This window comes from Rhizobium sp. N731 (assembly GCF_001664145.1).
GTDB classification, from domain to species: Bacteria; Pseudomonadota; Alphaproteobacteria; order Rhizobiales; family Rhizobiaceae; genus Rhizobium; species Rhizobium esperanzae.
This window is the reverse complement of the sequence record NZ_CP013601.1, coordinates 2,059,769-2,085,498: the sequence shown is the minus strand read 5'-3', so window position 1 is coordinate 2,085,498 and position 25,730 is coordinate 2,059,769. Positions and strand designations below refer to the sequence as shown.

Sequence of the window (25,730 nt, the reverse complement as noted above, 5' to 3'; positions counted from 1 at the left end):
ATGCCGGATTATCAGTCGATCAAGAAAGAACTCGAAGGCATCGCCATCGAAGACAATCCGGCGCTGGTGCGCCAGAAGAGCCGTGATTTCTATTGGTATTCACCGATACTGAAGGCGCAGCTCGACAACGTGACGGCCGATCTCGTCGTCACGCCAAAAAACCAAGAAGAGGTCATCCGGACGCTGAAGGTTGCCTTCGCGCATGGCGTGCCGGTCACGCCCCGCGGCGGCGGCACCGGCAATTACGGCCAGGCGATGCCGCTTTCCGGCGGCATCGTGCTGAATCTGGCGGCCATGGACAAGATCAAGGAAATCCATCCCGGCCGCGTGATCTGCGAGCCTGGCATCATCATCGCCCAGCTCGACAAGCAGACCAAGGCCCATTCCGGCCAGGAGCTGCGGTTCCACCCGTCCACGGCGCAGATGGCAACCGTCGGCGGCTTCATTGCCGGCGGCTCCGGCGGTGTCGGCTCGATCACCTGGGGCGGCCTGCGCGACCTCGGCAATATCCTGCGCCTGCGCGTCGTCACCATGGAGGCTGAGCCACGCGTGCTCGATCTCACCGGCTGGGACCTGCAGAAGGTCAGCCATGCCTATGGCACCAACGGCATCATTACCGAGATCGAAATGCCGCTGGCGCCCGCCTATGATTGGGTGGACGTTCTCGTCGGCTATGACGACTTCATGGCTGCCGTGCGCTTCTCCGATGCGCTCGCCAAATGCAACGGCATCCTCGTCAAGGAGATCGCACCGATCGCCGCCCCCATACCGCACGACTATTTCACCCGGCATAAATCCTATATCAGCAAGGGCCAGTCCGTGGTGGTGCTGATGATCGCGCCGCATTCCATGGATGCGTTCCTCGCCTTTGCCGCCGCTCACAAGGGCGAGGTCATCTTCCGCTCCGACAGGGTCGAAAGCATGAAAGGCATTCCGCATGCCTATGAGCTTGCCTGGAACCACACGACGCTGCGTGCTCTCAAGGTCGACCCCAACTTCACCTATCTGCAAGTGCAGTATCCGGGGCCGGATCATGTGGCCAAGGTCGCCAAAATGGTGGAGATCTTCGGTGATGAAGTGCCGGGGCATCTCGAATTCATCAAGTTCGACGGGCAGATCCAGTGCTCCGGCCTGCCGCTGGTACGCTACACCACAGAGGCGCGGCTCGAGGAGATCATCAAGATCCACCAGGATCACGGCTGCCCGATCTTCAATCCGCACCGCTACACGCTGGAGGAAGGCGGCATGAAGCGCACCGACAAGGTGCAGCTCGCCTTCAAGCACGAGACCGATCCCCGCGGGCTGCTGAACCCCGGCAAGATGATTGCCTGGGAGAATCCTAGTTTCGATTTCAATGCCGGCAAAAACTATCTGTTTCCGGGACTTGCGAGCGTCATGGAGGCCTGATGAACGTTCTCGTCCTTCATTCGCACCCGGTCGAGGAAAGCTACGGCAAGGCGCTTTACAAACAGACGCTGGAAAGCCTTGAGAAAGCCGGCCATGCGGTGGATGCCTGCGATCTCTATGCCGAGAAATTCGACCCCGTGCTCTCCCGCAGCGACCGGCTCAGCTATCACGACTATCCCGCCAATTCTGATCTGGTGAAATCCTATGTCGAGCGGCTGAAGCGGGCCGAGGGCCTAGTGCTGGTGACGCCGATCTGGAATTTCGGGTTCCCGGCGATCCTGAAGGGCTATTTCGACCGCGTCTGGCTTCCCGGTGTTTCCTTCGATCTCGTCGATGGAAAGGTCGAATCGCGGCTGCGCCATATCAGAAAGCTCGCCGCCGTTCTGACATACGGCGCCACGCCGTTTCGCGCCTTCGCCGCCGGCAATCCGCCGAAGAAGATTGTCAAACGTGTGCTGAGAGCGCAGATCAACCCGCTAAGATCGGTCACCTTTCTTGCGCATTATGACATGAACAATTGCACACCGCAGACACGGGCGAGGTTTCTGGAAAAGGTGAAGACGGCGATGGAGCGGTTCTAGATGAAGAGGATCTTCAATCCCTCCTCCGTTCGCCGCCCCTTCGGAAATTACAATCACGGTTTGCTGGTCCCACCGGGCGCCTCGTTGCTCGTAACCTCCGGGCAACTTGGCATTAGCCTCGAGGAGGAGGTGACGGAGGATGTCGGCGCGCAGGCAGAACTTTGCTTCGAGGCGATCAAGGCGATTCTTGGCGAGGCGGAGATGAGTTTTGCCGACGTTATCCGCATCTCGGGTTTTGTGACGAAGCGCGAGCACTTCGCCGACTATATGGAGGTCCGGGATCGATACACGCTCGAGCCGAAGCCGACCTCGACGCTAATCGTCGTCGCCGGTTTTACCCGCCCGGAATTCCTTGTGGAAGTCGAAGTTACGGCCGCAAAAGTATTTTGAGACAAGGCGCTTTCTCGACCCCCCACCTGTCAGTCGCCATCCTCCTGCGGCTTACGGGCGCTGACGCTTATCTTGCCGCTGATCTCATCTGCTAATTTGCGCATCAGCGCGTACCAATTCATTGAGATCGTGTTCCTCCAAGCTTTCGAAGAGCGTCCGACGCTTTCGCGTGCGGCATCGATGCGGTCGGCCATCGAAAAAAGGCGAACGAACATCCAACCGGAACGCCTGACACTCTGGCGGCGGAAACCGCAAAATGAGGCGCCATATCGATTGCGCCAAGGTCTTGCGCTCCTCTGCAATTTAGCCAAAAATACTGATCGAATACTTGTGCTCCGACAGCAATCCTCCTTTACGCATTCATTCGATAAATCAACGTTGAGTGCGGATTTCACAGCGTGACGGCGGCAATCTGCCTACCCGGACTGAACAATGCGAATTTGTTTCATTGGCGGCATGGATGCGACATGTCTTTCGTGGAATCGCAAGGTGACAGAAAGTATCGGACCAGCGAGCGAGTGGGTGGGCTTGTTGATTGCTCATCGCTACAGGTCGAGCTCAGACATTTCGATCCCGGCTGGCAGGTCGACCTTACACTCGAATGCACGGAAATAGCTGTCCTGCTCTCGGGGCAGTCGAAGATCAGGTGGACGGGTGACGGCCACAGGCGGGAGGCGATTGCCCGCCCCGGTGTCGCTTGGGTTTGTCCGGCGGGTGTCCATGAGAGTGCCGTGGAAATCATGGGTACCATGCCCGAGTCCCTCCACATCTTTCTCCCGCCGTCGCTCGTCGGTGAGAGCGCACTTTCAAACTTCGACATCGATCCGGCCAAGGTGCAGCTCGCCTATGCGGGAGGCGTCCCCGATCCCATGGTGCTGCAGTTCGGTCAACTCTTTCGAGGTTTGTTGAACAGAAGCCTTGAACCGACTGATCGCCTCTATCTGGACGGCATTCAGACGGCGCTGGCGGCGCACCTGCTCAGCACCTATTCGTCTGTTCGCTGGCAACCTGCCGCACGGGCGCCGACTGTCGACCCCAAAAGGCTGCAACGGGTCTTCGATTTCATTGAAGCCCGCATCGCAGCCGAAATCTCGCTGGATGACCTTGCTGCGGAGGCTTGCCTCAGCCCCTTTCATTTTGCCCGCATGTTTCGCAGGGCTACCGGCCTGACGCCGCATCGTTACGTCACCGAGCGACGGATCGAAGCGGCCAAGGAAAAGCTCAGGCTCGCACGGTCCTCGCTCGTGGAGATCGCGCTCGATACCGGCTTCGGCTCGCAGGCGAATTTCACCCGGGTCTTCCGCAAGACGACCGGCTTGACGCCCGGCCACTATCGCGCGCTCGTCACCGGTTAGCGGGTTCCGCCTGCCGGAGATAATTCGCCATTCGTGCATGCCGGCACGCCGGAGCGCAAGATTTGCGCATAGCGCAGCAAGAGCTGAAAATACCGCAATACCGGTTCCGCCTATACACCTGTCTCGTCGAGTTAGCCCCGAGCTGAAAAGAGGAGACAGGAGATGATTACTATTGCCGAAGCTCGCAGGATCATCGCCGCAGGTGAGGCGCGGGCCAATGAGATCGGTGTGCCGGTCAATATCGCGGTCCTGGACGCCGGAGCCCATCTCAAGGCGTTCAGCCGAATGGACGGCGCAGTGCTCGGCTCGATCGACCTCGCTATGGGCAAAGCCCGGACGGCCGTATTGTTTCAAACCACAAGCGAGGCCGTCTGGGATTATTGCAAGCCCGGGGCTCCCGCCCATGGCCTCGAACTATCCAACGGCGGCCTCGCTCCCTTTGCCGGCGGCATCTCGCTTTTTGCCCGCGACGGAACGGTCATAGGCGCCGTTGGCGTCTCCGGAGGAGCGGTTCCACAGGATCTCGAAATAGCGCAGGCAGCGGCTGCAGCCGCCGCGTGATGCTGTGCCAAGACTGATTTCGACCAACCCGAACCATCGAAAGGAATGTCTCATGACCAAGACCATTTTGATCACCGGCGCAGGCTCCGGCTTCGGCAAGGGTGCCGCCATCGGCATGGCCAAGAACGGCCACAGCATCATCGCAACCACGCAGGTTTCCTCGCAGGTAACGCCGCTGCGTGAGGAGGTCGCCGCCCTCGGCCTGAAGAACATCCGTGTCGAGCGACTCGACCTCACCGATTCCTACGACATCAAGCAGGCGCAGGGATGGGATATCGACGTTCTTTGGAACAATGCCGGTATGGGCGAAGCCGGCCCGGTTTGGGAAATCCCGATCGAACTTGTTCGCAAGAACTACGAAGTCAACGTCTTTCTGCCGCTGGTGCTGACTCAGGGCGTCGTCCAGAGATGGGTGCGCGAAGGCAAGAAGGGCAAGGTGGTCTTCACCTCCTCGATGGGCGGCCTGTTCACCCCGGCCAACTGGGGCACCTATGTCTCCACCAAGCACGCGTTGGAATCGATCGCCGAGGCGCTGCAGCAGGAGCTCGCCCGTTATGGCATCAAGGTCCAGACGATCAATCCGGGCGCCTATTACACCGGCTACAATGAGACGATGGCGGACAATCCGTTCCGCTGGCTGGATGACAGCAAGAACTTCACCAAGCGCGCAGATCTGCGAAAGGGCTTCGACGATTTCTTCGCGACGCCCGAAGGCAAGATGGATCCGAAGGAAATGATCGACCGGATGATCGAAGTCGTTCCGGCCGACACCGGCAGGTTCCGCAATGTCGTTCCGAAGGTTATCGAGGACATGCTGAAGGAGCATCAGCTGAGAGCTTGGGAAAACCAGATCTAAGCAGATTTCTGGCGGCGAGCCCGCAAGCGGCACCCGGCCAGCGGGTGTCGCCCCACTCACTCGACCCTCTGGAGATAACCATGTCCCACACCGCAACGGCAGCCATCTGTCGGCCGCAATCCCTGACGATGCGCGTCTTCAATGCAATCCTCGGCATCGCCACCACCATCCTTGCTCTGGGCGGGCTCGAAGCCCGCGCCGCAGCGCAGTCTCTCACCGAAACCGAACGCCGCAACAAGGCAGCCGTCGAGGCTGGCTTCGAAGCCTGGGCGGCCGGAACAGGCAGTCCTTATGATCTCCTCGCCGACGACGCCCGCTGGACAATCGAGGGCTATTCGCTGGCCTCGAAGACCTACCCCAGCCGCGAGGCATTCCTGCGTGAGGTGATCCGCCCGTTTAATGCTCGAATGAAGGCACCGCTGAAGCCGGCGATCCGCAACGTATATGCCGACGGCGACACCGTGATCGTCTTTTTCGACGCCCGCGGCATCGCCCGCGACGGAGAGCCCTACGCAAACACCTATGCGTGGTTTCTCGACATGCGCGACGGCCGTATCGTCCGTGCCTCGGCCCTCTTCGATTCGATCGCGTTCAACGCCTTTTGGACCCGTGTGACGCCGGTCGCCTAGATGTGGAGCCCGGCGACTGGCGTGCTCGTGTGTTCGGATGGCTATGTCGTCTTCGGTAAGGCCTCAGCGCTGGAGGCCTATCTGGTCGATCGTCGGCCTCGGCCTGCTGTCGAATAACCGTCTTGATGGCCATGATTGTGCTGATGGCAACAGAGGTCGCCGCAGGCATGTTTCAAAGGGAGTCGCGTTCGTATCGCGGCGTCCAGCCGCGGGCCATTCCGCGGCTCATTACGCTTTCCGCCAGCGCCAGTTGCCGGCGCAGATGTCTGCAGTCGTCGAGCAGCGAGCGGATCGCCGCCTTGGCATCGTCGTCGTGCCAGGCAAGCACGGCTTCCACTTCCCATGCAGGATCAGAGCAAGCCGGATCTGGCGGCGGCTCATCGGACTTGGATGTCTTTGCCGGCTGCATCAGTTCAACGCCAGCGGCAGTTGGACCGGGCGCGGCAGAGGCGGCAGCGGTCGGCTGAGTTCCACCTTTTTCTGCCAGGCGGCGCGGCGCTGCTGATCCCGCTCGCGGGCCGCCCGAGAGGCTTCGACAAGGGCTAGGGCGTTGGCGATCACCTGTTCCGTATGTGTCATGACCATCTCCAATGTTCCTGTTTTGTTCTAATTTAGACCTTCGCCCAAAGAAGTCAAGCGCGACGACGAGCTTGTCGTGGAAACAGGAGGAGAAACGGGGAGCTAGGATGCGGCCGCTGGTCAGTCGGCAGCTTCTATGACAGCGATGCCCGCCTCCTGCGCAGCCCTGATGAAGACGGCGCGCACATGATCCGGCGGGAGATCGCCGGTAATCGCATCCAGGCAGGCTTTGACCGCTTCGAAATATTCTTCGCCGTCATCCACCGGCCAGTCACGAAGCAGCGTGCGCGCGGCATCCCACACTGAGTTAATAACGGCATAATGGCCGAGCCCCATGGAGGCCAGGCCGACCGGTCGAAAATTTGCCGTCTGTCTCACTTTGCTACAGCTTTTCCTAATTTCGGCGAGCTAACCGATAATATGCAATTAGCATGCCGTTGGCAGCGGCCTTCGATCCTTGGCACCATGACCGTGACAGACCTGTCTCTCACGGTGGGATCCGGCAGGCGACGCTTGAAACGGGAAACGTCTGAAGCTTCTCGAGGGGGTTCCGGAAATCTGGCTATCAGCATTAAACGACCGATTATGGTAAATATCAGACAGAACCCACCACGCCTACTCATTAAAACCGCAGTATTCATGCACATTCTCTCGAATGTGCAGCAACGCGTTGCGTTTCCGGAAGCAACGCCTTGCGACGATCAGCCTTTGATTGTCCCTAAGGTGGACGGGAATGCTTCCAGATCGTACAATGCCACCTCCTGCACGCGGCGGATCTGGGAGGACGCGCGATGCCCATCTTCATGGACCGGCACTTTCTCGAAGGTACTTCGCCCGCCGAGGTTGCGCAGGCGCATCGCATGGATATCGACATTCAGGATCGATACGGCGTCAAGTTTCTGACGTATTGGTTCGACGAGCGGCGCGGGACGGCCTTCTGCCTGGTGGATGCGCCCGATGTCGAAACCGTCCACTGCGTCCATCGCGAGGCGCACGGTTTCGTCGCCAATGAGGTCGTCGAGGTGGCACTGTCGGCCGTCGAGGCTTTTCTCGGTCGCATCAATGACCCCGATCCGGCGCCAGGCCAATCCACGCCGCAGATGGATGCCGGCCACCGGGCGATCCTCTTTACCGATATTGTCGGCTCGACCGAGATGACGGCGCGCCTCGGCGACCGCATGGGGACGGAGCTGGTCAGGGCTCATGACGCGATCGTACGCCGGTGCCTCGGCAAAAATTCCGGCCGCGAGGTGAAGCACACCGGCGACGGCATCATGGCGGCCTTCGCGGCGACGACCGCCGCCGTCGAATGCGCCATGGCTATCCAGCAGGAATTCCAGCATTACAACGGCAGCAAGGCCGAGCCGATCCATGTTCGCATTGGGCTCGATTGCGGCGAGCCGGTCGAGGACAGCAACGACCTGTTCGGCTCCACCGTGCAGCTCGCAGCCCGCCTCTGCGCGGCCGCAGCCAGTGACCAGATCCTCGTGTCGGAGAATGTATTCCGGGAATATGGCGCCGGCGACCTCTTCGCCCACGCGACGCGCCGGCGCATCAAGGGATTTTCGAAACCCATGCTGGTCTTCCGCTGCGATTGGGCAGGTGCCGGCCTTGGCTAAAGCGCCTCGCGATCGGTGCGACGCGCATAGATCCGGTGAAATCCGCTGAGACTGTTGCCGTTTCCCGCGGCTTGCCGCGGTTGGCTATGACTGGAGATTCGCGACCGGACGCGCCGCTTATGACATGGCGGCACGCCGGCTCAGATCGTCACGAGCAGACTTGGCTCTTCAAGCATTGCCGACGTTTCGATCGCCCATCCCCTCGAATTTGGGGCCGCTGTCGAGCATGCCCGACATCTTCAGAAAACGGCGGAAATTCTCGCGTGCGGCGCTGAGAGGAAATGCCCCCTTGGCGGTATCCCTGCACGCCTTCAGCAGTGTGTCATATGCCAGACCTCGCTTGTCCTGCGGCCACTCATCCAGAAGTTCGAAGATTTCGTCGAGACATGTGATCTCGGCGACGAAATGCTGACGATGAAGAAAAACCGGCTCGAACCGAGCTTCCGACATAGTAACCTCCCATTTATATTACTTTTTTATGGATTTATATTACTGAAAATCGGCGATTTGTTCAAGACAAAATCGGGAATCACTCGCTTTACGACACTGCGGATTTACTTCCATAACCGCAGAATAGTCCGGCCAGATTATCCGCGAATTTTCCCATGGAGCGAAGAACGGTCCCTCGATCATCGAAGCCATTTCCCATCAGATAAGCGTGATTGATCTCACTGGTTCTCGCATCTGTTTGTGCCGGCATGATAGATTGCCGAGACCAACCTCAGGAGAAGCGCAGATGACCCGATTCCTCACCTTGTTCGCGACCAGCGCGGTAATCGGCTTGTCCACGCTCACGGCTTCCTGCACCTCGCCAGCAAGGCAGGACCGGGAGGATTATCAATATCAGCTGGATACTTCGAGGAACCCGGCCTGTGCGAGCGGATTCAGACCCGGCAATGCTCGCTCGTGCAGCTATTGAAAGATCCGTTCCGCCAATGGGCGGTTTGGCGCATCAGGAGCCGGGAAACAACCATTGCCGAGCGCTCGATCGCCAAGAGAAACATTGGAAACACCGTGAGTTCCATGCCGAACAGAGACTTCCTCGAGTTCCACTCATTGCCGTTGGACACCGTCACTGCAATTATCGACAGAGCCGGCCAGCTTGCGAAGCATTGGGCGGACCGCACCATGCCACAGTCGCTGCTGGGCAAGCGAGTTGGTGTTATCGTCGACGACACAGGATGGCGGAACACGGCGGCCTTCGATCTCGGCGTCAAGGCCATGGGTGGCGTCTGCGTGCAACCGCCGATTAGCTTCAACACCCGTGAGGCCACAGCGGACCTTGCGGGCTATCTCGATAACTTGTTCGATCTTCTCGTCGTCAGGACGAAGGAACTTGCTACCTTGCAAGAGCTCGCGGCGGTCATGGATGCGCCCGTCATCAATGCCCGGACAAAGCTAAATCATCCGTGTGAAACGCTCGGCGATCTCGCCTATATCAAGAGCGTCAGGGGATCACTGGAAGGCCTCAAGGTGGTCGGGATCGCGCCGGATGCCAACATTCTTCGTTCCTGGGTCGAGGCATCGAAATCCATGCCCATCCGCGTCGTCCAAGTCTATCCGGAGCCCTGGCACGTGGCCGATGCCAATCTCCTAAACCCGAATTTCGAAATCAGCCGGGATATCAGGCATGCCCTTGACGCGGATGTCATCATCACGGACTCGTGGCCGAAAGACGCGAGGGAAAATGAGCTGGTCGAGTACCAGGTAACGGCAACACTCCTCGACAAAGGGCGGCGCGACCTGATCTTTTTGCCCTGCCCGCCAGTCGCAAGGGGACAGGAAGTAACGGCCGATGCGATGTTGCACCCTGCGTGCCAAAGCCGTCCCGCAAAAGCATTCCTGCTGCATGCCCAGAACGCACTCATGGAGTGGGCGACCTCTTGACGATCGGGCGTTGCGCCTCGACATGATCCGGCCCGCGACCCTCGGCGCGCACGAGCTTTCCCAATCCGTAAATTGTGTCGTTTCCGCATCACTTTCCGTAGGGTTGCAAATTCCCTCTTGGCAATGCGCAATTGCTTCGCTACAAAACGCTACCGCTCAGATCGAACCAAAGGGAGGCGTTGAATGACACCAGCAATCATCGAAGTCTTCCCGTGTGGTATGTCTCGACGCTAGGTCATATCCATTCGCGCCCCGCCTTAAGCGCGCGCGAGATGCGGTTTTCTCTTTCTTCAGCCCGATTGATCTGACGGCATTATTTCGTCTTCCGCGCGGGCTGTGCCTTTCAACTCTCGATTTTGAGGACCGGTTTCAGATACGAGCCGGACTGGTTAAAATGACTCGCAAGAAGCTCGATTTCCGCGCCGATGCCTATCGTCACGTGCTCGGCTTTGTTTTTCATCATTGGACCCACCGGCCTGCATTGGTCGGCATCATCATCGTGCTGGTAATTTCGAGCACGCTGGCCGAAGTCATGGTGCCGGTGTTTTCCGGCCGGATCGTCGACGCCATTGCCGGCGGCAATGCGGCTGACGGCGCGCTCAGCGCCTTTGTTGTCGTCGTCGTTCTCGGCTTTATCAGCGTGGCACTGCGCTGGTTCATCTTCAACGGCATCATCCGGCTGACGCTGCGCATCATGGCGGATGTGGTCAATAACGGTTTCCACAAGGTGCAGCGGTTCTCGACCGACTGGCACGCCAACAGCTTCGCCGGTTCGACGGTGCGCAAGATCACCCGCGGCATGTGGGCGCTCGACTCGCTCAATGATCTGCTGCTTGTCGCGCTGCTGCCGTCCATCGTCATGCTGGTCGGCGCCAGTATCGTGCTCGGCAGCTACTGGCCGGTCATGGGCCTGATCGTGGCTCTCGGATCGCTGGTCTATATCGGCGTCACCGTGGCGCTTTCCATGGGCTTCGTATCGCCGGCGGCAAGGCTTGCCAATGCCTGGGACACCAGGCTCGGCGGCGCGCTGGCGGATGCGATCAGCTGCAATTCGGTGGTCAAGGCTTTCGGCGCCGAAAGCCGCGAAGAAGCCCGCTTGCGCCATGTGCTGGGCAAATGGGACAGCCGCACGCGCAGAACATGGAAGCGCGGCACCTTGAGCGGCACGATCCAGGGCTTCATGATGGTATCCATGCAGGCCGGCATTCTGGGAACGGGCCTGATCATGTGGCGGCAGGGGCTGGCGAGCCCGGGCGACATCACCTTCGTGCTCGCCATGTTCTTCGTTCTGCAAGGCTATCTGCGCAATGTCGGCCAGGACATCCGCAATCTGCAGCGTGCCGTCAACGACATGGAGGAGCTGGTGCTGCTCGACAGGATGCCGCTCGGCATCGAGGACAAGCCGCACGCCAAGCCGATTGCGATCGGCGCGGGCGAGATCGTCTTCGATAGCGTCACCTTCCAGTATGGAGCTCATCCCGACCCGCTTTACGAGGACTTTTCGGTCACCATCAGGCCGGGCGAGCGTGTGGGGCTGGTTGGACATTCTGGCTCGGGCAAGACCACTTTCGTCAAGCTCATCCAGCGCCTCTATGATGTGAACTCGGGCGCCATCCGCATCGACGGGCAGGACATCGCCGAGGTCAGGCAATCGAGCCTGCGCGGCCAACTCGCCATCGTGCAGCAGGAGCCGATCCTGTTCCACCGGACGCTCGCGGAAAATATCGCCTATTCCAGGCCTAACGCCTCGCGGCGCGAGATCGAGCAGGCGGCGAAACAGGCCAATGCGCACAGCTTCATCATGGACCTTCCGAAGGGCTATGAGACGATGGTCGGCGAACGCGGCGTCAAGTTGTCTGGCGGCGAGCGGCAGCGTGTCGCCATCGCCCGCGCCTTCCTGGCCGATGCCCCGATCCTGATCCTCGACGAGGCGACGTCGAGCCTCGACAGCGAAAGCGAGGTGCAGATCCAGCAGGCGATGGAACGGCTGATGGACGGCCGCACCACTCTTGTGATCGCCCATCGGCTGTCCACGGTGCGGGCGCTCGACCGGCTGCTGGTGTTCGACAAGGGCAAGATCGTCGAAGAAGGCGACCACCAGGCACTGATCCGGCTCAATGGTGGCATCTATCGCCGGCTGTTCGAGCGCCAGGCGCTGGAATTGACCAAGGGGCTGGTGGCGTAAAGGAGCGCCAGGGCTGATGCTCTGGCGCGGTTCGTTGACAAAGTCTCCTCCGTCATGCTCGGCCTTGTGCCGGGCATCTGACCACGGCGATTGTTTGACAGGAAGACATTTATTTTCAGACACTTAATTTGGCCGACGCAGATCCTCGGCACAAGGCCGAGGATGACGTTGCGGGTTTTGCAGTGGTCTTTCAGCAGCCAGCTGGTACCCTGGCGTCTCTTCTTCTGCATATGCGGTCAGCGGATGACGCTCACGACAGGGCGAAGATCCTGACCTCCCTGCCGATGCCCTGAAGCTCCGCCATTCGTGAGGCCGATGTGACGCCGCTGTCGCGCAGGATCTCCGAGACATTGGCATCTTCGACGATCGCCTCGGTCGTCATGATCACATTCGGGTCGGCAAGGCCCTGGACGCGGGAGGCGATATTGACCGTCTGGCCGAAATAGTCCTGCCTGTCGTTCAAGTTGACGGCAAGGCACGGTCCCTCATGGATGCCGATCTTCAGCAGGAGGTCTTCGCTGCCGTGTTCGGTATTCAGCCGGCGCATTGCCTCGCGCATCCTGAGCGCCGCCGCCACCGCCCGGTCCGGGCTCGGAAAGGTCGCCATCACGGCATCGCCGATCGTCTTGACGACCGCGCCGGCCTCGGTGGCGACGATCTCGTGAAGAACGCGGAAATGCGCCCGCACCAGATCGAAAGCGGCAAGATCGCCGACGCGCTCATAGAGCGCGGTCGAGCCCCTGAGATCGGTGAAGAGGAACGTCAGGCTGGTGATCTTCAGGCGCTGGTCGACGTCGAGCGTATCGGTCCGGTAGATGCCGCGGAAGCTCTGGTTCGTCAGCAGGCGCTTGGCCGTCAGAAATGGCCGCCTGCGGCCGAGGAGATCGTGCAGCTCATCGCCGGCGATGCAGACATTCGGCACCACCCGGCGATCGGTGTGGTTCTCGAGCGTGAGCCTCAGCAAGCCGGGACGCAACGTCACGGTTTCGTTCAGCGCATGCCCGCGGCTGATGACCATCGAGAGGTTCTGGCGCTCGTCGGTGGGTTCCCCCTGCACATCGATGAACTGCGCCGAATGGGTCGCCGCATCGAAGATGATGACGAATTGCGCCGGCAACTGCAGCGACACGAAGGCCTTCTCACCCGGCGCCAGCTCGATCAGTTCCAACAGGATGCGGTCGAACCTGGCTTCCAGATCCTGCGGCAGGTCGACGCCGGAGCTGAAGAAAATCTGGCGGTAATATTCGAGCGGCGGCAGCCGATCGGGCTCGTGGGCGGCAATCCTGCGCACGCGCGGACTGACCGTGAAGGTGACCTCGACCATCTCGTCGAGGGTCGGTTCGTATCCGGCCGCACAGAGGGCGCAATGATAGGTATCCTGGTTGACCCCTTTGAGGGTTGCGCCGCTGTCGAGGACGCCGCCGCATCCCGGGCAAAGCACGTTCCAGGTCATCTCGAAGGCGCCGATGCGGGCTGCATGCAGAAAGGCGGCGATGGTTTTCTCTTCATCGAGATGGTGCTTGGCGGCGAAGGCGAGCGCATTGACGCGATTGAGATCACGATCGGCGCCGTGCTTGACGACATTTTCGATGCACTCGACCGTCTGCGGGTCAGCCGCCTGTCGCAGGCTGGCAAAAAGCACGTCCACTTCGCTCATCGGACAAGTCTCTGTACTGACAACACGGCCGATAAGGCCAGTCCCGTGATCATAACACGGGACGTTGCCAATAGAAATCAAAGGGACCGGGATGCCGCTCGCTCGCGATCTGCTGGCCGGCCATCTCTGCCGGCAAGACCAGCCGCCGGCAGCTGGGAACCGCCGATCACGTCCTATTTCTGCAGCTTCGAGATCTGTGTCGTGTCATACCGCTCCCGCAGTTCCGCGATCGCGGCCGCATCCGGCGGGCTGCTTTGCGCGACAAGCTTTGCGAGCTCCTCGAAATAGTGTTCGTGTCCGGGCGGCGAGACCGTCATGATCATCCTTGCCGTCTTGCCGCTGGCATTGCCGATGTTGTGGGGCACGCCCGGCGGGATGAAGACATAGGTGCCGGGCGTCGCCGTGATCTTTCGGCCGCCGACCTCCCATTCGCATTCGCCTTCAAGCACAAAGAAGGTTTCTTCCTGGACGCGGTGAACATGGCGTCCGGTGAAAAAGCCTGGCGGCAATGTCCAGTCGAACATCGAGGTATGCCGGGTGTCTTCCCCAGCCACGAGGAACCGCAAGGGCTTGCCGGCCAGGCTCAGTTCCTTGCCCTCACCCGGCATTCGAACAACGGCTTTCGCGCTCATTTCACTCTCCTCCATTTTTCGCAACATTCGGCCTTTTCAGCCGCTTCAACGATGCCCCCTTCCCGCCTCGAAGTCGCAAAGGGCTTGCGAAATTGTTGCAAAATTTCTGCGAATGATATTTCCTCCGGCTATGGCTGCGATCCACAAGTTCGGTTCGTTTTGCCTCGATGCGGGCGCCGAAATCCTGTTTTACCGAGCAGAGCCGCTGGGGCTGGGGCGACGCGCCGTGGCGCTGTTGCGAGTGCTCCTGGAACGGGCGGGAACGCCGGTCGGCAAGGGGGCGCTGATTGAAGCCGCATGGCCGGGCCTCGCCATCGAGGACAGCAATCTTACGGTTCAAATGGCCGCCATACGCCGGGCTCTTTCGGCGGACGGAGGATCGGACTGGATCGAAACCTTGCCGCGGCGGGGCTACCGCTATATCGGGCCGGCGGTCACCAGCGAAAGTCTGCCCGCCGGCGCGGCGCATCCGACAGCACCGGTGTCTGCTCGTCCATCCAGACCGTCCGTCGCCGTGCTCCGCTTCTCGAATTCGAATGGCGACGGGGAAGATGAATATTTCGCGGACGGCGTCGTCGAAGACATCGCGGCGGGGCTTTCCCGGGTGAACTGGCTGTTCGTGGTCGCCCCAAAATCGAGCTTCACCTACGATGCTCAAACGCTCGGCCTGAAACAGATCGGCCAGGAGCTCGGTGCACGGTATCTCTTGCAAGGCAGCGTGCGCAGGTCCGGCGGTCGTGTGCGGTTGTCGGCGCAGATGATCGAGGCCGAAACCGGAAGCCTGCTGTGGACGGAACGTTTCGACCGCCCGCTCGCCGACATTTTTGATCTGCAGGACGAAATCGCCCTCAACGTCGTCAGCGCCATCGAGCCGCGCCTGCGCCGGGCGGAACTGGAGCGCGTCAAGCGCAAGCGGCCCGATAATCTCGACGCCTACGACCTCGTGTTACAGGCCCAGCCCGACGTCTATTGCGGCATGCCGACCGAGGCAGCAACGGCATTGGCGCTGGTTGAGCGCGCGCTTGCACTCGAACCCGGCTATGCGCTGGCCCATGCCTTCGCAGCCATGTGCCATCATTGCCTCTTCCTGCGCGCCGGCTTGCTTGAAGACCATCGTCTGGCATCGGTCCGGCATGCGCGGGCAGCCATTCTCTACGGCCAGGACGATGCGCTTGCCCTGACATTTGCAGCCTTTTCTATCGGCATGGACGAACATGACCGTGATGCCGCCTTCGCCGCGGCCGAGGCGGCGCTCGCCGTCAGCCCGTCTTCTGCGATCACCTATATCGTCGGCGGCGTGATGTTCGGTTGGGCTGGAAAGGCCGAGCGCGCCATCGAATGGGGCGAGCGGGCTCTGCGTCTCAGCCCGTTCGACCCCTGGGCGTGGTCGGCTTTCCATGCGCTGGTGCTTGGTCACTTTCACCTGGGACATGATGACGAGGCCGTCAAAGCGGCTTACAGGGCGGTTCAACACAATCCGCGCCATAGCATTTCGCACATGCTCCTGGCGGCCTCGCTCGCAAAACTCGGACGTCTCACCGACGCCAGAAGTGCTGCGGCTCGCGTTCTGGAGCTGCAGCCTGCGTTTCGCTACAACATGCAATTTTCCGGCGTCGACTGCGACCCGGCTCTGGCGGCCTCTCTCGGCGCCGCGCTCGATATTGCGGGGCTGCCCGGATAGCGGACGCTCCGCTGCAGAAATCCAGGGAACAATGCAGAAAACGCGAGCTTCACCGCCCCCACTTCCGCTACATTAACACGTTTCGGCCTCTCGGACCTGGTCGCAAAGGAGAAACGGTGGATCGTCTCGTCGGCGCGGATGAAGGGGCGAGCTCGGCAGATCGGGCTGACGAGGCCGGGCGTGCGGAGGGTCTTGCGCGGGACGTTACCGCGGTCAAAATCGGCGACTGCCTCCTCGGTTACAAGGCCGTGCAGCGCCGCATGCGAGGCGGCCGCTGGAATCACTTCCGCGGCCGGATGCGCGAGATCGAGAAATTGATCCGGCATCGTCATGGCGCGATCGTGCCCGAGGCGGATGACGCCTTGATCTATGTCGAGGTGATCGCCGGCCTCGCCTTTGTCGAGTTCGGAGAAGGATTTGTCGAGGTGGTTCTCGGCTGGGCGGCGCGATGGCTGCCCTGGGCTCGGAAAGCCGCGATCGAAGAAATCATCTATGAGCGGACGAAACTGCGCTTTTCTCCCCTCACCGCCGATGCGCTCGGTCACGCCCTGCATCTGAGCTATGCGGAACGCAGCGCGCTCGACATTCGCACCATCGGCGCCTTCGACGTGCCGAAGGCGAAAAGGGCGAAACTGCAGAAGGCAAAGCGGCGCCAGCGCGACCGAAGCCGAAAGGAAGAGCAGCGGCGGGCCGCCGGCGCCGTTACCAGGGCCGACTATCTCGACAATTCCCTCAGCGCAGCCCGCCCCTGGGAGGCCTTCGGCATCAGCCGCCGCACCTGGGAGCGCCGCGGCAAACCGATGCCGGAGCCAATGCCAGACGGCGCGCCGATTTCGCTGGCCGCTTAGCGCTGCCGCTTTTCCCTATTAGCGAGGCGGCCCGAACCAGGTGCTCATCGCTGCGTCGAGGCCATTCCGGGATCCCTCGCCCACCCATGCCACATATCCGTCTGGCCGGATCAGCGCCGCGGTCGGCGCCGCAACCGCCCCCAGCGCCGGCAGTTCCCATGGCCCGTCATAGCGCGCATCGACCAGAGGCACCCGGTCTGACCCTAGGCCGGTGTCGAGGCTGCCGCGCGGCCCGAGGTTCAACAACACCGGTCTTGCATCTTTCAGCAGCGTAAAGACACGCAAGGGGCCGTCCGGCGTGACGAGGTCGAGATCAGGCATGCGGCGGCCGAGCAGCGGGTGCCCCTCGCCGAAATCATAACGGATGCCGAGCCCGGACATCTCGGCGGCGATCGTCTTGCGCGCCTCCTCCAGGCCAAGCAGCTCCAACACGATGTCGCGCAGGGCTTCGGTGCGATCATCGGTCCGTTGCAACGCGACCTGCGCCATCGTCGTGCGCAGGACGCGGGCGGCCACCGGATGACGCTCGGCGTGATAGGTGTCCAGCAGGGCCTCGGGCGATATGCCCTTCACCACCTGGGCGAGCTTCCAGCCGAGATTGACGGCATCCTGCACGCCGGTATTGAGGCCCTGCCCGCCCACCGGGGAATGCACATGCGCGGCGTCACCCGCCAGCAGCACCCTGCCCTTGCGGTAGACCTCCGCCTGCCGCGACACGTCGGTGAACCGCGAAATCCACTTCAGGCCGTGGATTCCGTAATCGGTTCCGCAGGCGGCGATGAGCGCTTGCTTGAGATCGTCAAGCGTCGGCTCGCCTGCGCCGCCGGCCGTCTGTTCCGTGACCATGACGTTGATCGGACCTTCGCTGGCGAAGACCACCTTGCCGTCGCGGATCTCATATTCCTCGCGGCCGAAGGCATGCAGGCCGAGCGCCGTGCGGTGGACACCGAGCGGCGGCTCCTCCTCCATCTCGGCCTCGGCGAGAATATTGCTGGTGGTCGCATCCCATCCCGGAAAGGCGATGCCGGTGATCTTGCGAACCAGGCTGCGGCCGCCATCGCAGCCGACGAGATAGCCCGCGCGCAGCGACGATCCGTCGGAGAGTTCTACGACGACACCGACCTCGTCCTGCGCGAATCCGGTCAATTCGCGGCCGCGATAGATCGTCACCGGCAGCTCGCCGACCCAGCCGGCGAGGATGCGCTCGATATACTTCTGCCGCAGCGCCAGCCCATAGTTGTGCCGCGTCGGGAAATCGCTGATGTCAAGCCGCGTGACCGCAAATCCGGTGACCTGGGCGATCTGCCCCTCCGCCAGGAACCGATCGACGATGCCGCGCTGATCGAGCATTTCGAGCGTGCGCGAGCTCAAACCACCAGCACGTGAACCGACGATCTCCTGATTCTCGCGACGTTCGAGGATGGCGACATCGACGCCCGCCAGGGCCAATTCGGCCGCCAGCATCAGGCCCGTCGGCCCTCCTCCCGATATCACGACCGCATGGTCTCTCATCCGCGAGCTCCTTTGTTCACCCTATCCGAGCGCAAAATCCGGCATAGCGGGCCGTCCCGGCCCCGCTGCCTCCCCCTATTTCGCAATGCCTGCGCGGGTCCGATTTCCCCTGTCGCAGGTTGTTCCCCCCATAAATATAAGCTCTCTACTGGTGGGAAGGACTTGCGACAGAATTTCTGCCTTGCTTTCCAAAGCCCCAGTTGGTTGCCGCTTGCGGGCTGCCTCGCGGTGGAGCGCGGGTGTTTCAGCACGACCGGACCGGGTGGGCGCCGGATCTGGCAGGACGCTTTCCCTTTCACCATTTGTTCTCAAAGGGCGACCGATTCAATTGCTGTTGTGTCGCCTTTCACTGCGGAGCTGTCGCCTTTTGCGGAATGGACTCAGCCGCTGGTTGCTCGGACGGATCGGCGGGATGGCCGTAGAGCGTGTAAACGGCGCCCACCAGAATGCCGAGGACGAGAAGAGCGATCACGTAGGACAACATTCCGCGAATGGCCGTTTTCGGTGTTCTGTCCATCAGGGGGACCTCCAAGGTAACTCAGTGGTCAAAGTCGATGCGGGCGCTTTTGGTTCCGTGAAGGAAAGTCTAGGACCGCCCGTCGACGTCTGCACGAAGCCCATTTGGATGCCGTGTCCGGGTGTGACGCTCGCGCGTTGGGCGGAACTGTATCGAACCGAGATTCTGCGAGGTTTGAACCAGTCGCTTATTGAGCATCTCCGTCGCCATGCCACCGGCAGGCAAGCGCACATTTTACTTCTGGCTGGTCGGCTTCTCGGAGCGACGAAAGATCACCGTCAAATCGCTACCTACCCCGCCATAGTGCCGCCATAGAATTCGGCCCAATCATGATTGTATAACAAGCGGATGCGAAGAATGAGATTGCTGGTTCTCCTTGCTGCGACCCTATTTCTGACAGTGGTGCATGCCCAAGCCCAAGTTTACGCGCCGTATGATGGATACGATGAATACGACGGCTTTGGATATGATGACCCTTACAGCCCCTATCCCCCTCCTCCTGACTACGAGCCAGAGCCTGCCTACCCGGAACCCTTTCCAGAACGTCGGGAGCCATCGACGCGCGTTGGAAGAGGAACCATCGTCATTGCCACGCGTGAGCACACGCTTATCTACACGACATCAGAGGGTGAGCAGTTTGCCTACGCCATCGCCGTCGGCCGGGAAGGCAAACAATGGTATGGGACGACGCGTGTCGTGTCGAAACGACTGCATCCCGAATGGCGGCCAACAGCCAGCATGCGCCAGAAAAACCCAAGGCTCCCGGCAGTGGTCAAGCCCGGGCCCGCAAACCCGCTTGGAACCCGCGCGATCTACCTTGCCGACGGACTTCTCCGCATCCACGGTACCAACGACCCCTCCTCCATCGGCACCAATGCATCAAGCGGATGCTTCCGGATGTACCGCGAGGACGTCGAGGAGCTTTACGACATGGTCCAGCCGGGGACCCGCGTGATCGTCCAGCGGTGATCGGATCGGGTGCGTCGCAGCCCTGGAGGTGACGCTGACGAAACATCAGCTGGGCTGTATTTCGCCGGAATAGCGATTGCCACCAAATCCGTCATCTATCGTGCTGCAACGGCGACGTAACTTGGAAATGGGATGCCCGTTGCATCTTGGCCTCATAGCGATTCCAGAGCACCAGAACCAGGGTTGTCGCGATGAAGAAAGCGAGCGCTGCCAGATGGATTTTGCCGATGCGGCGCGCGAAATAAGAGTTGGCCTTGGCCTCGACAGCCTGGGCCATGGCCCTTCTCCGCCTGTCGTCTTCCAGGAGATGCCGGACTATGCGTCCATGTGACCGATCCTGCGCGCGTGACCGATCATCGTCCTTCGGCTCTGCATTCAACCCATGACGCACGGCGCTAAAGATCAGGATTACCAGCAACACCCAGAATATCAGGAAGGACAGTCCAAAGAGACGTCCGCTGGGGGTGATCATATCCATCGCAGCCTCCGGGCTAAAGAGCAATGATCGCCCCTGCCATCAAAGAGGAACTGACGCATGATTTCAACCTCGGGGCGCAACCATCGCCTCGGGTAAGATGATTCCATGGGAGACCGGTGCGGCTCTATTCTGCGTACCGACGAAGGGCCATGCCTACAAACAGCATAGCCATGAATATGAGAAGCATGGTGCCAAAGAAGACGCGAAAGAAGTTCGCGAGGGGTGAAATTTTGACCCTGGAAAGCTGCTTAACAGGCACGCCGCGCGGTTTCGTCACTACCAATCCCAGATAACCAAACAATGAGAAAACCAAAAACATGGCCATATAGGGATCCATCCAGTCGGGGACCTTGATACGGCGGTTAAGAGTGAACGCGAATGCTTGATTAGCCGAAAGCAACGTCAAAGAAGCAAATAAGCAAACTGATTTTGCGTGCTTAGAAACACTCATGAATTCCCCGCTTGTCACGACCACTCCCTATAGCTGCAGGGTGTCGGAATGCACGCAGATGTCAATTATCCTATAGGCGCACCGCCGAGGCGAAATTTACTCCGTTTGGTGTATGTGTACGGCTCGGTGCTCGCCTGCCGGATAGCTCTTGCGGGGACGAGCGTATTTTCGCAAACACGATTATTCGCAACCGTCACCGCCGGCGAGAAGTTATGCGATTTTGAGGGCGGCGTTCGTTTCGACGGCACGGGCATTGAGGAAGGACGACAACTCCGGGGAAACGGTGAGTCGATTTTCCCCAGCCGATCCGCCGGAGCAATCGCTCCGCGCATCCGATATACTATTTGTGGTTGTCTTTTGCTTGTGGTGAGAGCGTCGGGGTTCGAACCCGAGACCTACTGATTAAAAGTCAGATTCTTATTGTTCCTGCATGTTCCCTGGTGATCTCTCAATTATCTTTTTCATTGTATTTGTAGCGCTTTTTGTTCCTTGGCGTCACCGCACAATCCCTGTAGAATGGTAGCCAGGTGGTTGCCAGCGGGAAATGGCAGCTATCTTTTGAGGTGGCACGTGCTGCAGAAGATTACCAAACGGATTGTCGACCAGCTAACACCTGGTGAGACGGTATGGGACACAGAGATAAAAGGGTTCGGTGTTCGCTGCCGCCCATCTGGCGCGAAATACTATGGACTTAAAACACGCATCGGTGGCCGACAGCGGTGGATTACGATTGGCCGTCATGGATCACCTTGGACAACTGATGGTGCACGCGCAGACGCATTACGTCTTCTCGGCCAGAAAGCTGCTGGAAAAGACCCCGCCAGCGAACGTGACCATAGGAAGCAAGCGGTCACCACCCTTAGGGAACTGTGCGAGCGGTTCTTAGCGGACTATGCCGAGACGCATGTCAAAGCGAAGACTGCGAAGGACTACGAACAGCTTATCCGGAAGCTGATCATTCCCGCGCTGGGCCGGCATGGGATTGCAGATCTGAAGCGGTCAGATATCAGCCAGTTTCACCACGACCTTCGAGATAGGCCATATCTTGGAAACCGTGCATTGGCAGTGTTGTCTAAGATGTTTAACCTTGCCGAGCAGTGGGGCCTTCGTGATGACAACACCAATCCATGCCGCCACGTGCCTAAGTTCCGGGAAAGCAAGCGGGAACGGTATCTCACCAACGGTGAGTTGAAGCGCCTAGGTGAGGTGCTCGCACAGGCCGAAACGTCAAATACTGAAAGTCCTCACACGATCGCGGCGATCCGGCTTCTGATCCTGACAGGTGCCCGCCTATCTGAAATAACAAAGCTTCAGTGGGAACATGTTGACCTGGAGCATGGCCTGCTGCGCCTGCCGGACTCCAAGACAGGCAAAAAAGACATCGTGCTGAACGACGCCGCCCTCGATGTCCTCAAGAAACTGCCTAGGGCGTCGGGCAACCCCTACGTCATTGTCGGTGGGCGAAGTGGTCAACACCTTGTAAACGTGAAAGGACCATGGGGGCGTCTTCGGAAGAAGGCTGGCCTTGATGATCTGCGCATCCATGACTTGCGGCATAGCTTCGCATCGGTTGCTGCCGGTATGGGGGAAAGCCTTCCAATCATCGGCAAACTGCTGGGGCATACGCAGACACAGACGACGGCACGGTACGCTCATTTGCAAATGGACCCACTTCGCGCCGCATCTAATGCCATTGGGGCCGCGGTGAGCTCTGCGATGAATCCTGACGAAAAAGTTAGCCGGGAAACGAAAAAAAGAGTCCGGCTGTAGCGCACTGCAGCTTTCTGAATTCTTTACTTTTTCTCGTTCCTGCGAGGGTTGGGACGCGTCGCTGCGCGGCTTGAATATCGCCCAACGTATAGTGTTGAAAGCAACACCTCAAAGGAGCGGATATGAAATCGCACGAAGACACCAACAGATCTCTCGCACTACGCCGCCCAGGGCAGGAAATGCGCCGCGAACGCGTTCGGTTGAACGAGCGCGGAAGCCGCAAAAGGACTTCCTCCCGAAAGACCTGGGCACCAACGAGCGTTGTCTTTCTTACAACCGAGCAGGCTGCGGAGTACCTGAATGTGAGCCCCAAGACGCTGCATAACTGGCGCGTCAAAGGTCGTGAGGGACTCCGTTTTCACCGTTTCGGACGAGCGGTGCGTTACTCCCGCGCTGACTTGGACGCTTTCGCTGAAAAGCAATGCTACACAAGCACCTCTGTCGGCGAAAGCGGCAAGGGCACGGTGTAATGATGTGTAAAGGCCTTTTTCTTCGGGGTATCGGACGAATCCGGCCCACTTTCGACAAGATCAACATCTGCACCAATACGCCAAAAAGCATCCTAGCGACCCGACTGCCTCTCGAAGATTTGAAGGCTTGCAGCTATGCCTTTAAAATCGAGAAGAGGACCGGAAAACGCGGAAGTCGTTTGGTCCTCATAGCGTTACCAGATGGAAAGGCCCTAGACCTTCTCCGCGAGCATGAGGCCGTTCTCGGTAAGTATGAAATCACGAGGGTCGAAGTCGCAGCAGACGTAAAGCGGTCTTCGGTTGCCGAGACCAAGTGGCATCGTGACTGGTTGATCCAACGGATGGACAAGGTAAACCATCAACGAGGCCACCTCTCGTTCACGGACTCCTTCGGCGACGGGCAACGTCTTTCCGAAGATCAGTTGGCCCGCCGCGGGCTGCTAGATGAACCAACTGTGTATTTCGAGAAAGACAGGACGGCCGCTCACAGCCTGAAAGTCTACATCAGGCGTGAGAAGCTCGCGAAACACAACCATGGTGGTGACTACGTCGTGCGCCTTGAATGGACTTCAGTCGGAAGCCGAGCGGTTAAGAGACACTTTAATGGCAATCAACTATTCGATTTGCTTCATACCGACCTCGTTGCTTTTGTTCGTAAGTTCCTTGTCGTTGAGGAAATTGACTATGCAAAACTCGGGAGACTGTTTTCTCCACAAGCTATTGGACCTCGCTACCAAATCCTTAACCGGCATCATTCGGAAGCGGCGCTTTTGCGCCAATTCCTCAGCGCCGAGAACTATAGGCTAACCCGTATCGCGCATCTTGCCATTCAAATATTTGAACAGCGTCGCTGGTCATCAAATGAGGGTCGAGAGCCGATCCCGGAGGAAGTCTGGCGTTCTTCCCCAGCGCAGATAAAAGGCCGTATACGTGATCACCTGAAAAGTCGGAGAAAGCGCCCGGCGGCGAACATAACGACCAAGCGCCGCAGGAAGAACAAGCTCACGATAGAAAAATTGCAAGCGTGTTTTATTCGGGTGCCGTTGGCGTAGCGGGAAGTTCGGGGAAGCGCTACATCCAGACCCTAATGTAGTGCCCGACACCTTTCGTAGTGGAATAGTCAAATGGACTCAGGGACATAGACCGAGCAAGCCGTGCATGTCGGACGAATAATTTCTACTGAAAAGTACAAGTTTAAAAAAGGAAACGACTTCCCGGATCATCCCAACTGCTGACCACTACACGTGCTAACCGACATGAAAGAGTTGGCGCCATCACGCCGAACACAGACCAGCGAAATACTCTTTCTGGCCCTGGGAATTATCAGCTACCTCTTGTCGCCGCCGGTGATCCGGGATGGCTCGCCTACTAGACCGGGCAAATTGCAACATTGGCCGCAAGGGTGAATCGACAGCTGGGGCTGCACATGGCCTTAGCGCAGAGGCAAGGAACGTGCGAGCGGCTTTTTACTATGCATCTTTTTACTATGCATCGTCCATCCCTCTGGCCGCCCCGGTGGAGGGGGGCGGTCGGATTGGGGGAGGCATACCCACGCCCTGCCGCAGTCGCCCTTCCGACATTCGTGACCGGTTTTTTCTCGCTTCCTGACAATCACACCGCTCAACGTAGGGAGCCTCCTTCTTATGGCGAGAGCAGCGCCCACAGTGGCGCTTTGATCCTAAGCTGCACATTGGCCCGCCTAGACACACTGATCGCGGCTGTCGGGCTTTTGTCGCCGAATGCCGACGCCGTTCTCGTAATGTGTTGCTGCACTTATTGGCCGACGTGGCATCTCGCCCCAATGAATAACTATTTCTACTTACTTGGTTATTTCCTCGCGTACTTGTACTTTGCGCAATAGAGACAGGCGCACTATTTCAGCATTACTTCTAGAGGAGACCGCTAAATGCACGTGGCGCATCACACAGGAAGAAAGCAATCAGATAGCTCGGCCATTATCCCTCGCGTGACGCTGATATGCTTGGGCTTGATTATTGTTGCCCTAAATGGCACCCACAGCATCGCACAAGACTCTCCAATTGCGCCGCTGCATGAAAGCAGGTCAGCGAAGATACCAAAACAAGGGAGAGTATTCCGAGTTAATGATACTAATCAAACTGCGCAGAGACTGATCGAGGGCATGAGGAATGTAGGTCAGGCTTGGGCACGTCTTGCCGCATCTGGCGAGGTATTTGTGCAGAAATGCGCGAACAACACATATGCCGCGCAAAAACTCCAGCAGGATACGAGAATAAATATCGACGTTCAAAAAACAAACTCGGAAATGAACCCTTACGTCGGCATTGTTTACATAAGCGGAATGTCCATAACAAATGCACGCAGCCCCCACGCCAACGGATTTCTCTACGACGATGGCAGCGAACGTCACATACTTTGTTTCAAAACGGCGCAGGATGCACTTGCACACACAAAAGATTCTGATTTCATTATTGACGATCTTAGCCGTGGACTTGATTTCAAAGCATACTATAATATAGAAGGCGGAAGAATTACGCTTGTGGATGGAAATACTGTCTTTGAAAACTCATTCTTACGGAATTTCCAGGGGGCATTCATAAAACCCGATAGCGCATGGCGCTCTGTGATCTCTTTAGATGTCAGATGATTTCGTAAGCGCACCGGCGATGTCCCCGGCATCCCCGCAATTCCTTCAACGCCGGATCGGTTGCGATTGC

At 59.3% G+C, this 25,730-nt stretch carries 28 protein-coding genes and 1 tRNA gene; 17 read left to right on the top strand and 12 right to left on the bottom strand.

All coding sequences use genetic code 11. The annotated features are described in order from the left end of the window. From AMK02_RS10310 to AMK02_RS10300, 3 genes are read left to right on the top strand one after another with little or no spacing between them, the layout of a single operon-like run. Window positions 1-1,407 (top strand): FAD-binding oxidoreductase, encoded by a 1,407-nt coding sequence (locus tag AMK02_RS10310; protein ID WP_064802467.1) that lies wholly within the window; start codon window positions 1-3, stop codon window positions 1,405-1,407. Then, entirely contained in the window at window positions 1,407-1,988 is a 582-nt protein-coding gene (locus AMK02_RS10305; RefSeq protein ID WP_064802464.1) for an NAD(P)H-dependent oxidoreductase, read from the top strand. The genes AMK02_RS10310 and AMK02_RS10305 overlap by 1 nt, the downstream gene beginning before the upstream one ends. Further along, a complete protein-coding gene (locus AMK02_RS10300; RefSeq protein WP_064802462.1) occupies window positions 1,989-2,378 on the top strand; it encodes a RidA family protein in 390 nt (129 codons plus the stop codon). It begins immediately after the preceding gene. A 29-nt stretch (window positions 2,379-2,407) separates the two neighbouring features. Here AMK02_RS10300 and AMK02_RS31705 read toward each other — a convergent pair whose 3' ends face one another. Further along, window positions 2,408-2,572, bottom strand: coding sequence for a hypothetical protein (locus AMK02_RS31705; RefSeq protein WP_167377193.1), 165 nt, complete (start codon window positions 2,570-2,572; stop codon window positions 2,408-2,410). A gap of 273 nt (window positions 2,573-2,845) precedes the next feature. Between AMK02_RS31705 and AMK02_RS10290 the strand changes: the two genes are divergently transcribed. The 4 genes from AMK02_RS10290 (at window position 2,846) to AMK02_RS10275 (ending at window position 5,779) form a co-directional block, all read left to right on the top strand. Beyond that, window positions 2,846-3,733, top strand: coding sequence for an AraC family transcriptional regulator (locus AMK02_RS10290; protein WP_064802458.1), 888 nt, complete (start codon window positions 2,846-2,848; stop codon window positions 3,731-3,733). 162 nt (window positions 3,734-3,895) lie between these two features. Then, a complete protein-coding gene (locus AMK02_RS10285) occupies window positions 3,896-4,294 on the top strand; it encodes a GlcG/HbpS family heme-binding protein (protein ID WP_064802457.1) in 399 nt (132 codons plus the stop codon). A gap of 52 nt (window positions 4,295-4,346) precedes the next feature. Then, window positions 4,347-5,150: an SDR family oxidoreductase gene (locus tag AMK02_RS10280; RefSeq protein WP_064802455.1), complete on the top strand. Its 804-nt coding sequence runs from the start codon at window positions 4,347-4,349 to the stop codon at window positions 5,148-5,150. Between the two features lie 80 nt (window positions 5,151-5,230). Next, entirely contained in the window at window positions 5,231-5,779 is a 549-nt protein-coding gene (locus AMK02_RS10275; RefSeq protein ID WP_064802453.1) for a nuclear transport factor 2 family protein, read from the top strand. 172 nt (window positions 5,780-5,951) lie between these two features. Here AMK02_RS10275 and AMK02_RS10270 read toward each other — a convergent pair whose 3' ends face one another. The 3 genes from AMK02_RS10270 to AMK02_RS10265 all read right to left on the bottom strand — a co-directional run bounded on the left by AMK02_RS10270 (window position 5,952) and on the right by AMK02_RS10265 (window position 6,736). Continuing rightward, complete coding sequence (locus AMK02_RS10270; RefSeq protein ID WP_064802451.1) at window positions 5,952-6,188, bottom strand: hypothetical protein; 237 nt, start codon at window positions 6,186-6,188, stop codon at window positions 5,952-5,954. Continuing rightward, window positions 6,188-6,358 (bottom strand): hypothetical protein, encoded by a 171-nt coding sequence (locus AMK02_RS31115; protein ID WP_164517744.1) that lies wholly within the window; start codon window positions 6,356-6,358, stop codon window positions 6,188-6,190. Before AMK02_RS31115 ends, AMK02_RS10270 begins: the two co-directional genes overlap by 1 nt. A 120-nt stretch (window positions 6,359-6,478) precedes the next feature. Continuing rightward, window positions 6,479-6,736: a DUF982 domain-containing protein gene (locus tag AMK02_RS10265; RefSeq protein ID WP_011425300.1), complete on the bottom strand. Its 258-nt coding sequence runs from the start codon at window positions 6,734-6,736 to the stop codon at window positions 6,479-6,481. Window positions 6,737-7,149: 413 nt separating this feature from the next. On the opposite strand from AMK02_RS10265, the gene AMK02_RS10260 reads away from it, so the two are divergent. Continuing rightward, a complete protein-coding gene (locus tag AMK02_RS10260) occupies window positions 7,150-7,977 on the top strand; it encodes a nickel-binding protein (RefSeq protein ID WP_064802449.1) in 828 nt (275 codons plus the stop codon). Window positions 7,978-8,145: 168 nt separating this feature from the next. Here AMK02_RS10260 and AMK02_RS10255 read toward each other — a convergent pair whose 3' ends face one another. Beyond that, the gene (locus tag AMK02_RS10255) at window positions 8,146-8,427 is read right to left on the bottom strand and encodes a DUF982 domain-containing protein (protein ID WP_064802447.1); all 282 of its coding nucleotides are present in this window, start codon (window positions 8,425-8,427) and stop codon (window positions 8,146-8,148) included. 573 nt (window positions 8,428-9,000) lie between these two features. Here AMK02_RS10255 and AMK02_RS10250 point away from each other — a divergent pair. Together AMK02_RS10250 and AMK02_RS10245 are read left to right on the top strand one after the other, a co-directional pair. Then, window positions 9,001-9,864, top strand: coding sequence for an ornithine carbamoyltransferase (locus AMK02_RS10250; protein WP_064806115.1), 864 nt, complete (start codon window positions 9,001-9,003; stop codon window positions 9,862-9,864). A gap of 394 nt (window positions 9,865-10,258) precedes the next feature. After that, entirely contained in the window at window positions 10,259-12,049 is a 1,791-nt protein-coding gene (locus tag AMK02_RS10245; protein WP_064802445.1) for an ABC transporter ATP-binding protein, read from the top strand. A gap of 250 nt (window positions 12,050-12,299) precedes the next feature. Here the strand turns inward: AMK02_RS10245 and AMK02_RS10240 are convergent, their stop codons facing one another. Continuing rightward, a complete protein-coding gene (locus tag AMK02_RS10240; RefSeq protein WP_064802443.1) occupies window positions 12,300-13,706 on the bottom strand; it encodes an adenylate/guanylate cyclase domain-containing protein in 1,407 nt (468 codons plus the stop codon). 173 nt (window positions 13,707-13,879) lie between these two features. Then, complete coding sequence (locus AMK02_RS10235; protein ID WP_064802441.1) at window positions 13,880-14,338, bottom strand: cupin domain-containing protein; 459 nt, start codon at window positions 14,336-14,338, stop codon at window positions 13,880-13,882. Window positions 14,339-14,468: 130 nt separating this feature from the next. Between AMK02_RS10235 and AMK02_RS10230 the strand changes: the two genes are divergently transcribed. Both AMK02_RS10230 and AMK02_RS10225 read left to right on the top strand, forming a co-directional pair. Further along, window positions 14,469-16,019, top strand: a complete 1,551-nt coding sequence (locus AMK02_RS10230; RefSeq protein WP_064802439.1) for a winged helix-turn-helix domain-containing protein — start codon at window positions 14,469-14,471, stop codon at window positions 16,017-16,019. Window positions 16,020-16,135: 116 nt separating this feature from the next. After that, window positions 16,136-16,867, top strand: a complete 732-nt coding sequence (locus tag AMK02_RS10225; RefSeq protein ID WP_064802437.1) for a hypothetical protein — start codon at window positions 16,136-16,138, stop codon at window positions 16,865-16,867. A gap of 18 nt (window positions 16,868-16,885) precedes the next feature. On the opposite strand, the gene AMK02_RS10220 is transcribed toward AMK02_RS10225, so the two are convergent. Both AMK02_RS10220 and AMK02_RS31700 read right to left on the bottom strand, forming a co-directional pair. Then, the gene (locus AMK02_RS10220) at window positions 16,886-18,379 is read right to left on the bottom strand and encodes an FAD-dependent monooxygenase (RefSeq protein ID WP_064802435.1); all 1,494 of its coding nucleotides are present in this window, start codon (window positions 18,377-18,379) and stop codon (window positions 16,886-16,888) included. A gap of 346 nt (window positions 18,380-18,725) precedes the next feature. After that, the gene (locus AMK02_RS31700; protein ID WP_189637012.1) at window positions 18,726-18,896 is read right to left on the bottom strand and encodes a hypothetical protein; all 171 of its coding nucleotides are present in this window, start codon (window positions 18,894-18,896) and stop codon (window positions 18,726-18,728) included. A gap of 357 nt (window positions 18,897-19,253) precedes the next feature. Here AMK02_RS31700 and AMK02_RS10215 point away from each other — a divergent pair, with 357 nt between their 5' ends. After that, window positions 19,254-19,865 (top strand): L,D-transpeptidase, encoded by a 612-nt coding sequence (locus AMK02_RS10215; RefSeq protein ID WP_064802433.1) that lies wholly within the window; start codon window positions 19,254-19,256, stop codon window positions 19,863-19,865. A gap of 91 nt (window positions 19,866-19,956) precedes the next feature. On the opposite strand, the gene AMK02_RS10210 is transcribed toward AMK02_RS10215, so the two are convergent. The 3 genes from AMK02_RS10210 to AMK02_RS10200 form a co-directional block, all read right to left on the bottom strand. Next, window positions 19,957-20,343, bottom strand: coding sequence for a hypothetical protein (locus AMK02_RS10210; protein WP_064802432.1), 387 nt, complete (start codon window positions 20,341-20,343; stop codon window positions 19,957-19,959). A 124-nt stretch (window positions 20,344-20,467) separates the two neighbouring features. Beyond that, on the bottom strand, window positions 20,468-20,794 hold the full coding sequence (locus tag AMK02_RS10205; protein ID WP_145924229.1) for a hypothetical protein: 327 nt from the start codon (window positions 20,792-20,794) through the stop codon (window positions 20,468-20,470). A gap of 364 nt (window positions 20,795-21,158) precedes the next feature. Continuing rightward, window positions 21,159-21,232 (bottom strand) — tRNA-Ser (locus AMK02_RS10200). A 132-nt stretch (window positions 21,233-21,364) separates the two neighbouring features. On the opposite strand from AMK02_RS10200, the gene AMK02_RS10195 reads away from it, so the two are divergent. The 4 genes from AMK02_RS10195 (at window position 21,365) to AMK02_RS10185 (ending at window position 25,660) form a co-directional block, all read left to right on the top strand. Then, a complete protein-coding gene (locus AMK02_RS10195; protein WP_210184071.1) occupies window positions 21,365-22,564 on the top strand; it encodes a site-specific integrase in 1,200 nt (399 codons plus the stop codon). 122 nt (window positions 22,565-22,686) lie between these two features. Beyond that, window positions 22,687-23,034, top strand: a complete 348-nt coding sequence (locus AMK02_RS30025) for a helix-turn-helix domain-containing protein (protein ID WP_335726443.1) — start codon at window positions 22,687-22,689, stop codon at window positions 23,032-23,034. Beyond that, window positions 23,034-24,086 carry a hypothetical protein gene (locus AMK02_RS10190; protein ID WP_082929656.1) on the top strand — a complete coding sequence of 351 codons (1,053 nt, stop codon included), beginning with the start codon at window positions 23,034-23,036 and terminating at the stop codon, window positions 24,084-24,086. Before AMK02_RS30025 ends, AMK02_RS10190 begins: the two co-directional genes overlap by 1 nt. An 854-nt stretch (window positions 24,087-24,940) precedes the next feature. Then, window positions 24,941-25,660, top strand: a complete 720-nt coding sequence (locus AMK02_RS10185) for a hypothetical protein (protein WP_064802426.1) — start codon at window positions 24,941-24,943, stop codon at window positions 25,658-25,660. Window positions 25,661-25,730: the final 70 nt, after the last annotated feature.

What these genes read in the sequence shown, in the direction of transcription:
- AMK02_RS10275 (WP_064802453.1), top strand. Translation starts at nt 5,231, where the DNA reads ATGTCCCACACCGCAACGGCAGCCATCTGTCGGCCGCAATCCCTGACG.
- AMK02_RS10185 (WP_064802426.1), top strand. Translation starts at nt 24,941, where the DNA reads ATGCACGTGGCGCATCACACAGGAAGAAAGCAATCAGATAGCTCGGCC.
- AMK02_RS10260 (WP_064802449.1), top strand. Translation starts at nt 7,150, where the DNA reads ATGCCCATCTTCATGGACCGGCACTTTCTCGAAGGTACTTCGCCCGCC.
- AMK02_RS31115 (WP_164517744.1), bottom strand. Translation starts at nt 6,358, where the DNA reads ATGACACATACGGAACAGGTGATCGCCAACGCCCTAGCCCTTGTCGAA.
- AMK02_RS10205 (WP_145924229.1), bottom strand. Translation starts at nt 20,794, where the DNA reads ATGAGTGTTTCTAAGCACGCAAAATCAGTTTGCTTATTTGCTTCTTTG.
- AMK02_RS10280 (WP_064802455.1), top strand. Translation starts at nt 4,347, where the DNA reads ATGACCAAGACCATTTTGATCACCGGCGCAGGCTCCGGCTTCGGCAAG.
- AMK02_RS10310 (WP_064802467.1), top strand. Translation starts at nt 1, where the DNA reads ATGCCGGATTATCAGTCGATCAAGAAAGAACTCGAAGGCATCGCCATC.
- AMK02_RS31700 (WP_189637012.1), bottom strand. Translation starts at nt 18,896, where the DNA reads ATGGACAGAACACCGAAAACGGCCATTCGCGGAATGTTGTCCTACGTG.
- AMK02_RS10300 (WP_064802462.1), top strand. Translation starts at nt 1,989, where the DNA reads ATGAAGAGGATCTTCAATCCCTCCTCCGTTCGCCGCCCCTTCGGAAAT.
- AMK02_RS10305 (WP_064802464.1), top strand. Translation starts at nt 1,407, where the DNA reads ATGAACGTTCTCGTCCTTCATTCGCACCCGGTCGAGGAAAGCTACGGC.
- AMK02_RS10240 (WP_064802443.1), bottom strand. Translation starts at nt 13,706, where the DNA reads ATGAGCGAAGTGGACGTGCTTTTTGCCAGCCTGCGACAGGCGGCTGAC.
- AMK02_RS10250 (WP_064806115.1), top strand. Translation starts at nt 9,001, where the DNA reads ATGCCGAACAGAGACTTCCTCGAGTTCCACTCATTGCCGTTGGACACC.
- AMK02_RS10210 (WP_064802432.1), bottom strand. Translation starts at nt 20,343, where the DNA reads ATGGATATGATCACCCCCAGCGGACGTCTCTTTGGACTGTCCTTCCTG.
- AMK02_RS10255 (WP_064802447.1), bottom strand. Translation starts at nt 8,427, where the DNA reads ATGTCGGAAGCTCGGTTCGAGCCGGTTTTTCTTCATCGTCAGCATTTC.
- AMK02_RS10290 (WP_064802458.1), top strand. Translation starts at nt 2,846, where the DNA reads ATGTCTTTCGTGGAATCGCAAGGTGACAGAAAGTATCGGACCAGCGAG.
- AMK02_RS30025 (WP_335726443.1), top strand. Translation starts at nt 22,687, where the DNA reads ATGAAATCGCACGAAGACACCAACAGATCTCTCGCACTACGCCGCCCA.
- AMK02_RS10190 (WP_082929656.1), top strand. Translation starts at nt 23,034, where the DNA reads ATGATGTGTAAAGGCCTTTTTCTTCGGGGTATCGGACGAATCCGGCCC.
- AMK02_RS31705 (WP_167377193.1), bottom strand. Translation starts at nt 2,572, where the DNA reads ATGGCCGACCGCATCGATGCCGCACGCGAAAGCGTCGGACGCTCTTCG.
- AMK02_RS10285 (WP_064802457.1), top strand. Translation starts at nt 3,896, where the DNA reads ATGATTACTATTGCCGAAGCTCGCAGGATCATCGCCGCAGGTGAGGCG.
- AMK02_RS10215 (WP_064802433.1), top strand. Translation starts at nt 19,254, where the DNA reads ATGAGATTGCTGGTTCTCCTTGCTGCGACCCTATTTCTGACAGTGGTG.
- AMK02_RS10245 (WP_064802445.1), top strand. Translation starts at nt 10,259, where the DNA reads ATGACTCGCAAGAAGCTCGATTTCCGCGCCGATGCCTATCGTCACGTG.
- AMK02_RS10235 (WP_064802441.1), bottom strand. Translation starts at nt 14,338, where the DNA reads ATGAGCGCGAAAGCCGTTGTTCGAATGCCGGGTGAGGGCAAGGAACTG.
- AMK02_RS10220 (WP_064802435.1), bottom strand. Translation starts at nt 18,379, where the DNA reads ATGAGAGACCATGCGGTCGTGATATCGGGAGGAGGGCCGACGGGCCTG.
- AMK02_RS10230 (WP_064802439.1), top strand. Translation starts at nt 14,469, where the DNA reads ATGGCTGCGATCCACAAGTTCGGTTCGTTTTGCCTCGATGCGGGCGCC.
- AMK02_RS10270 (WP_064802451.1), bottom strand. Translation starts at nt 6,188, where the DNA reads ATGCAGCCGGCAAAGACATCCAAGTCCGATGAGCCGCCGCCAGATCCG.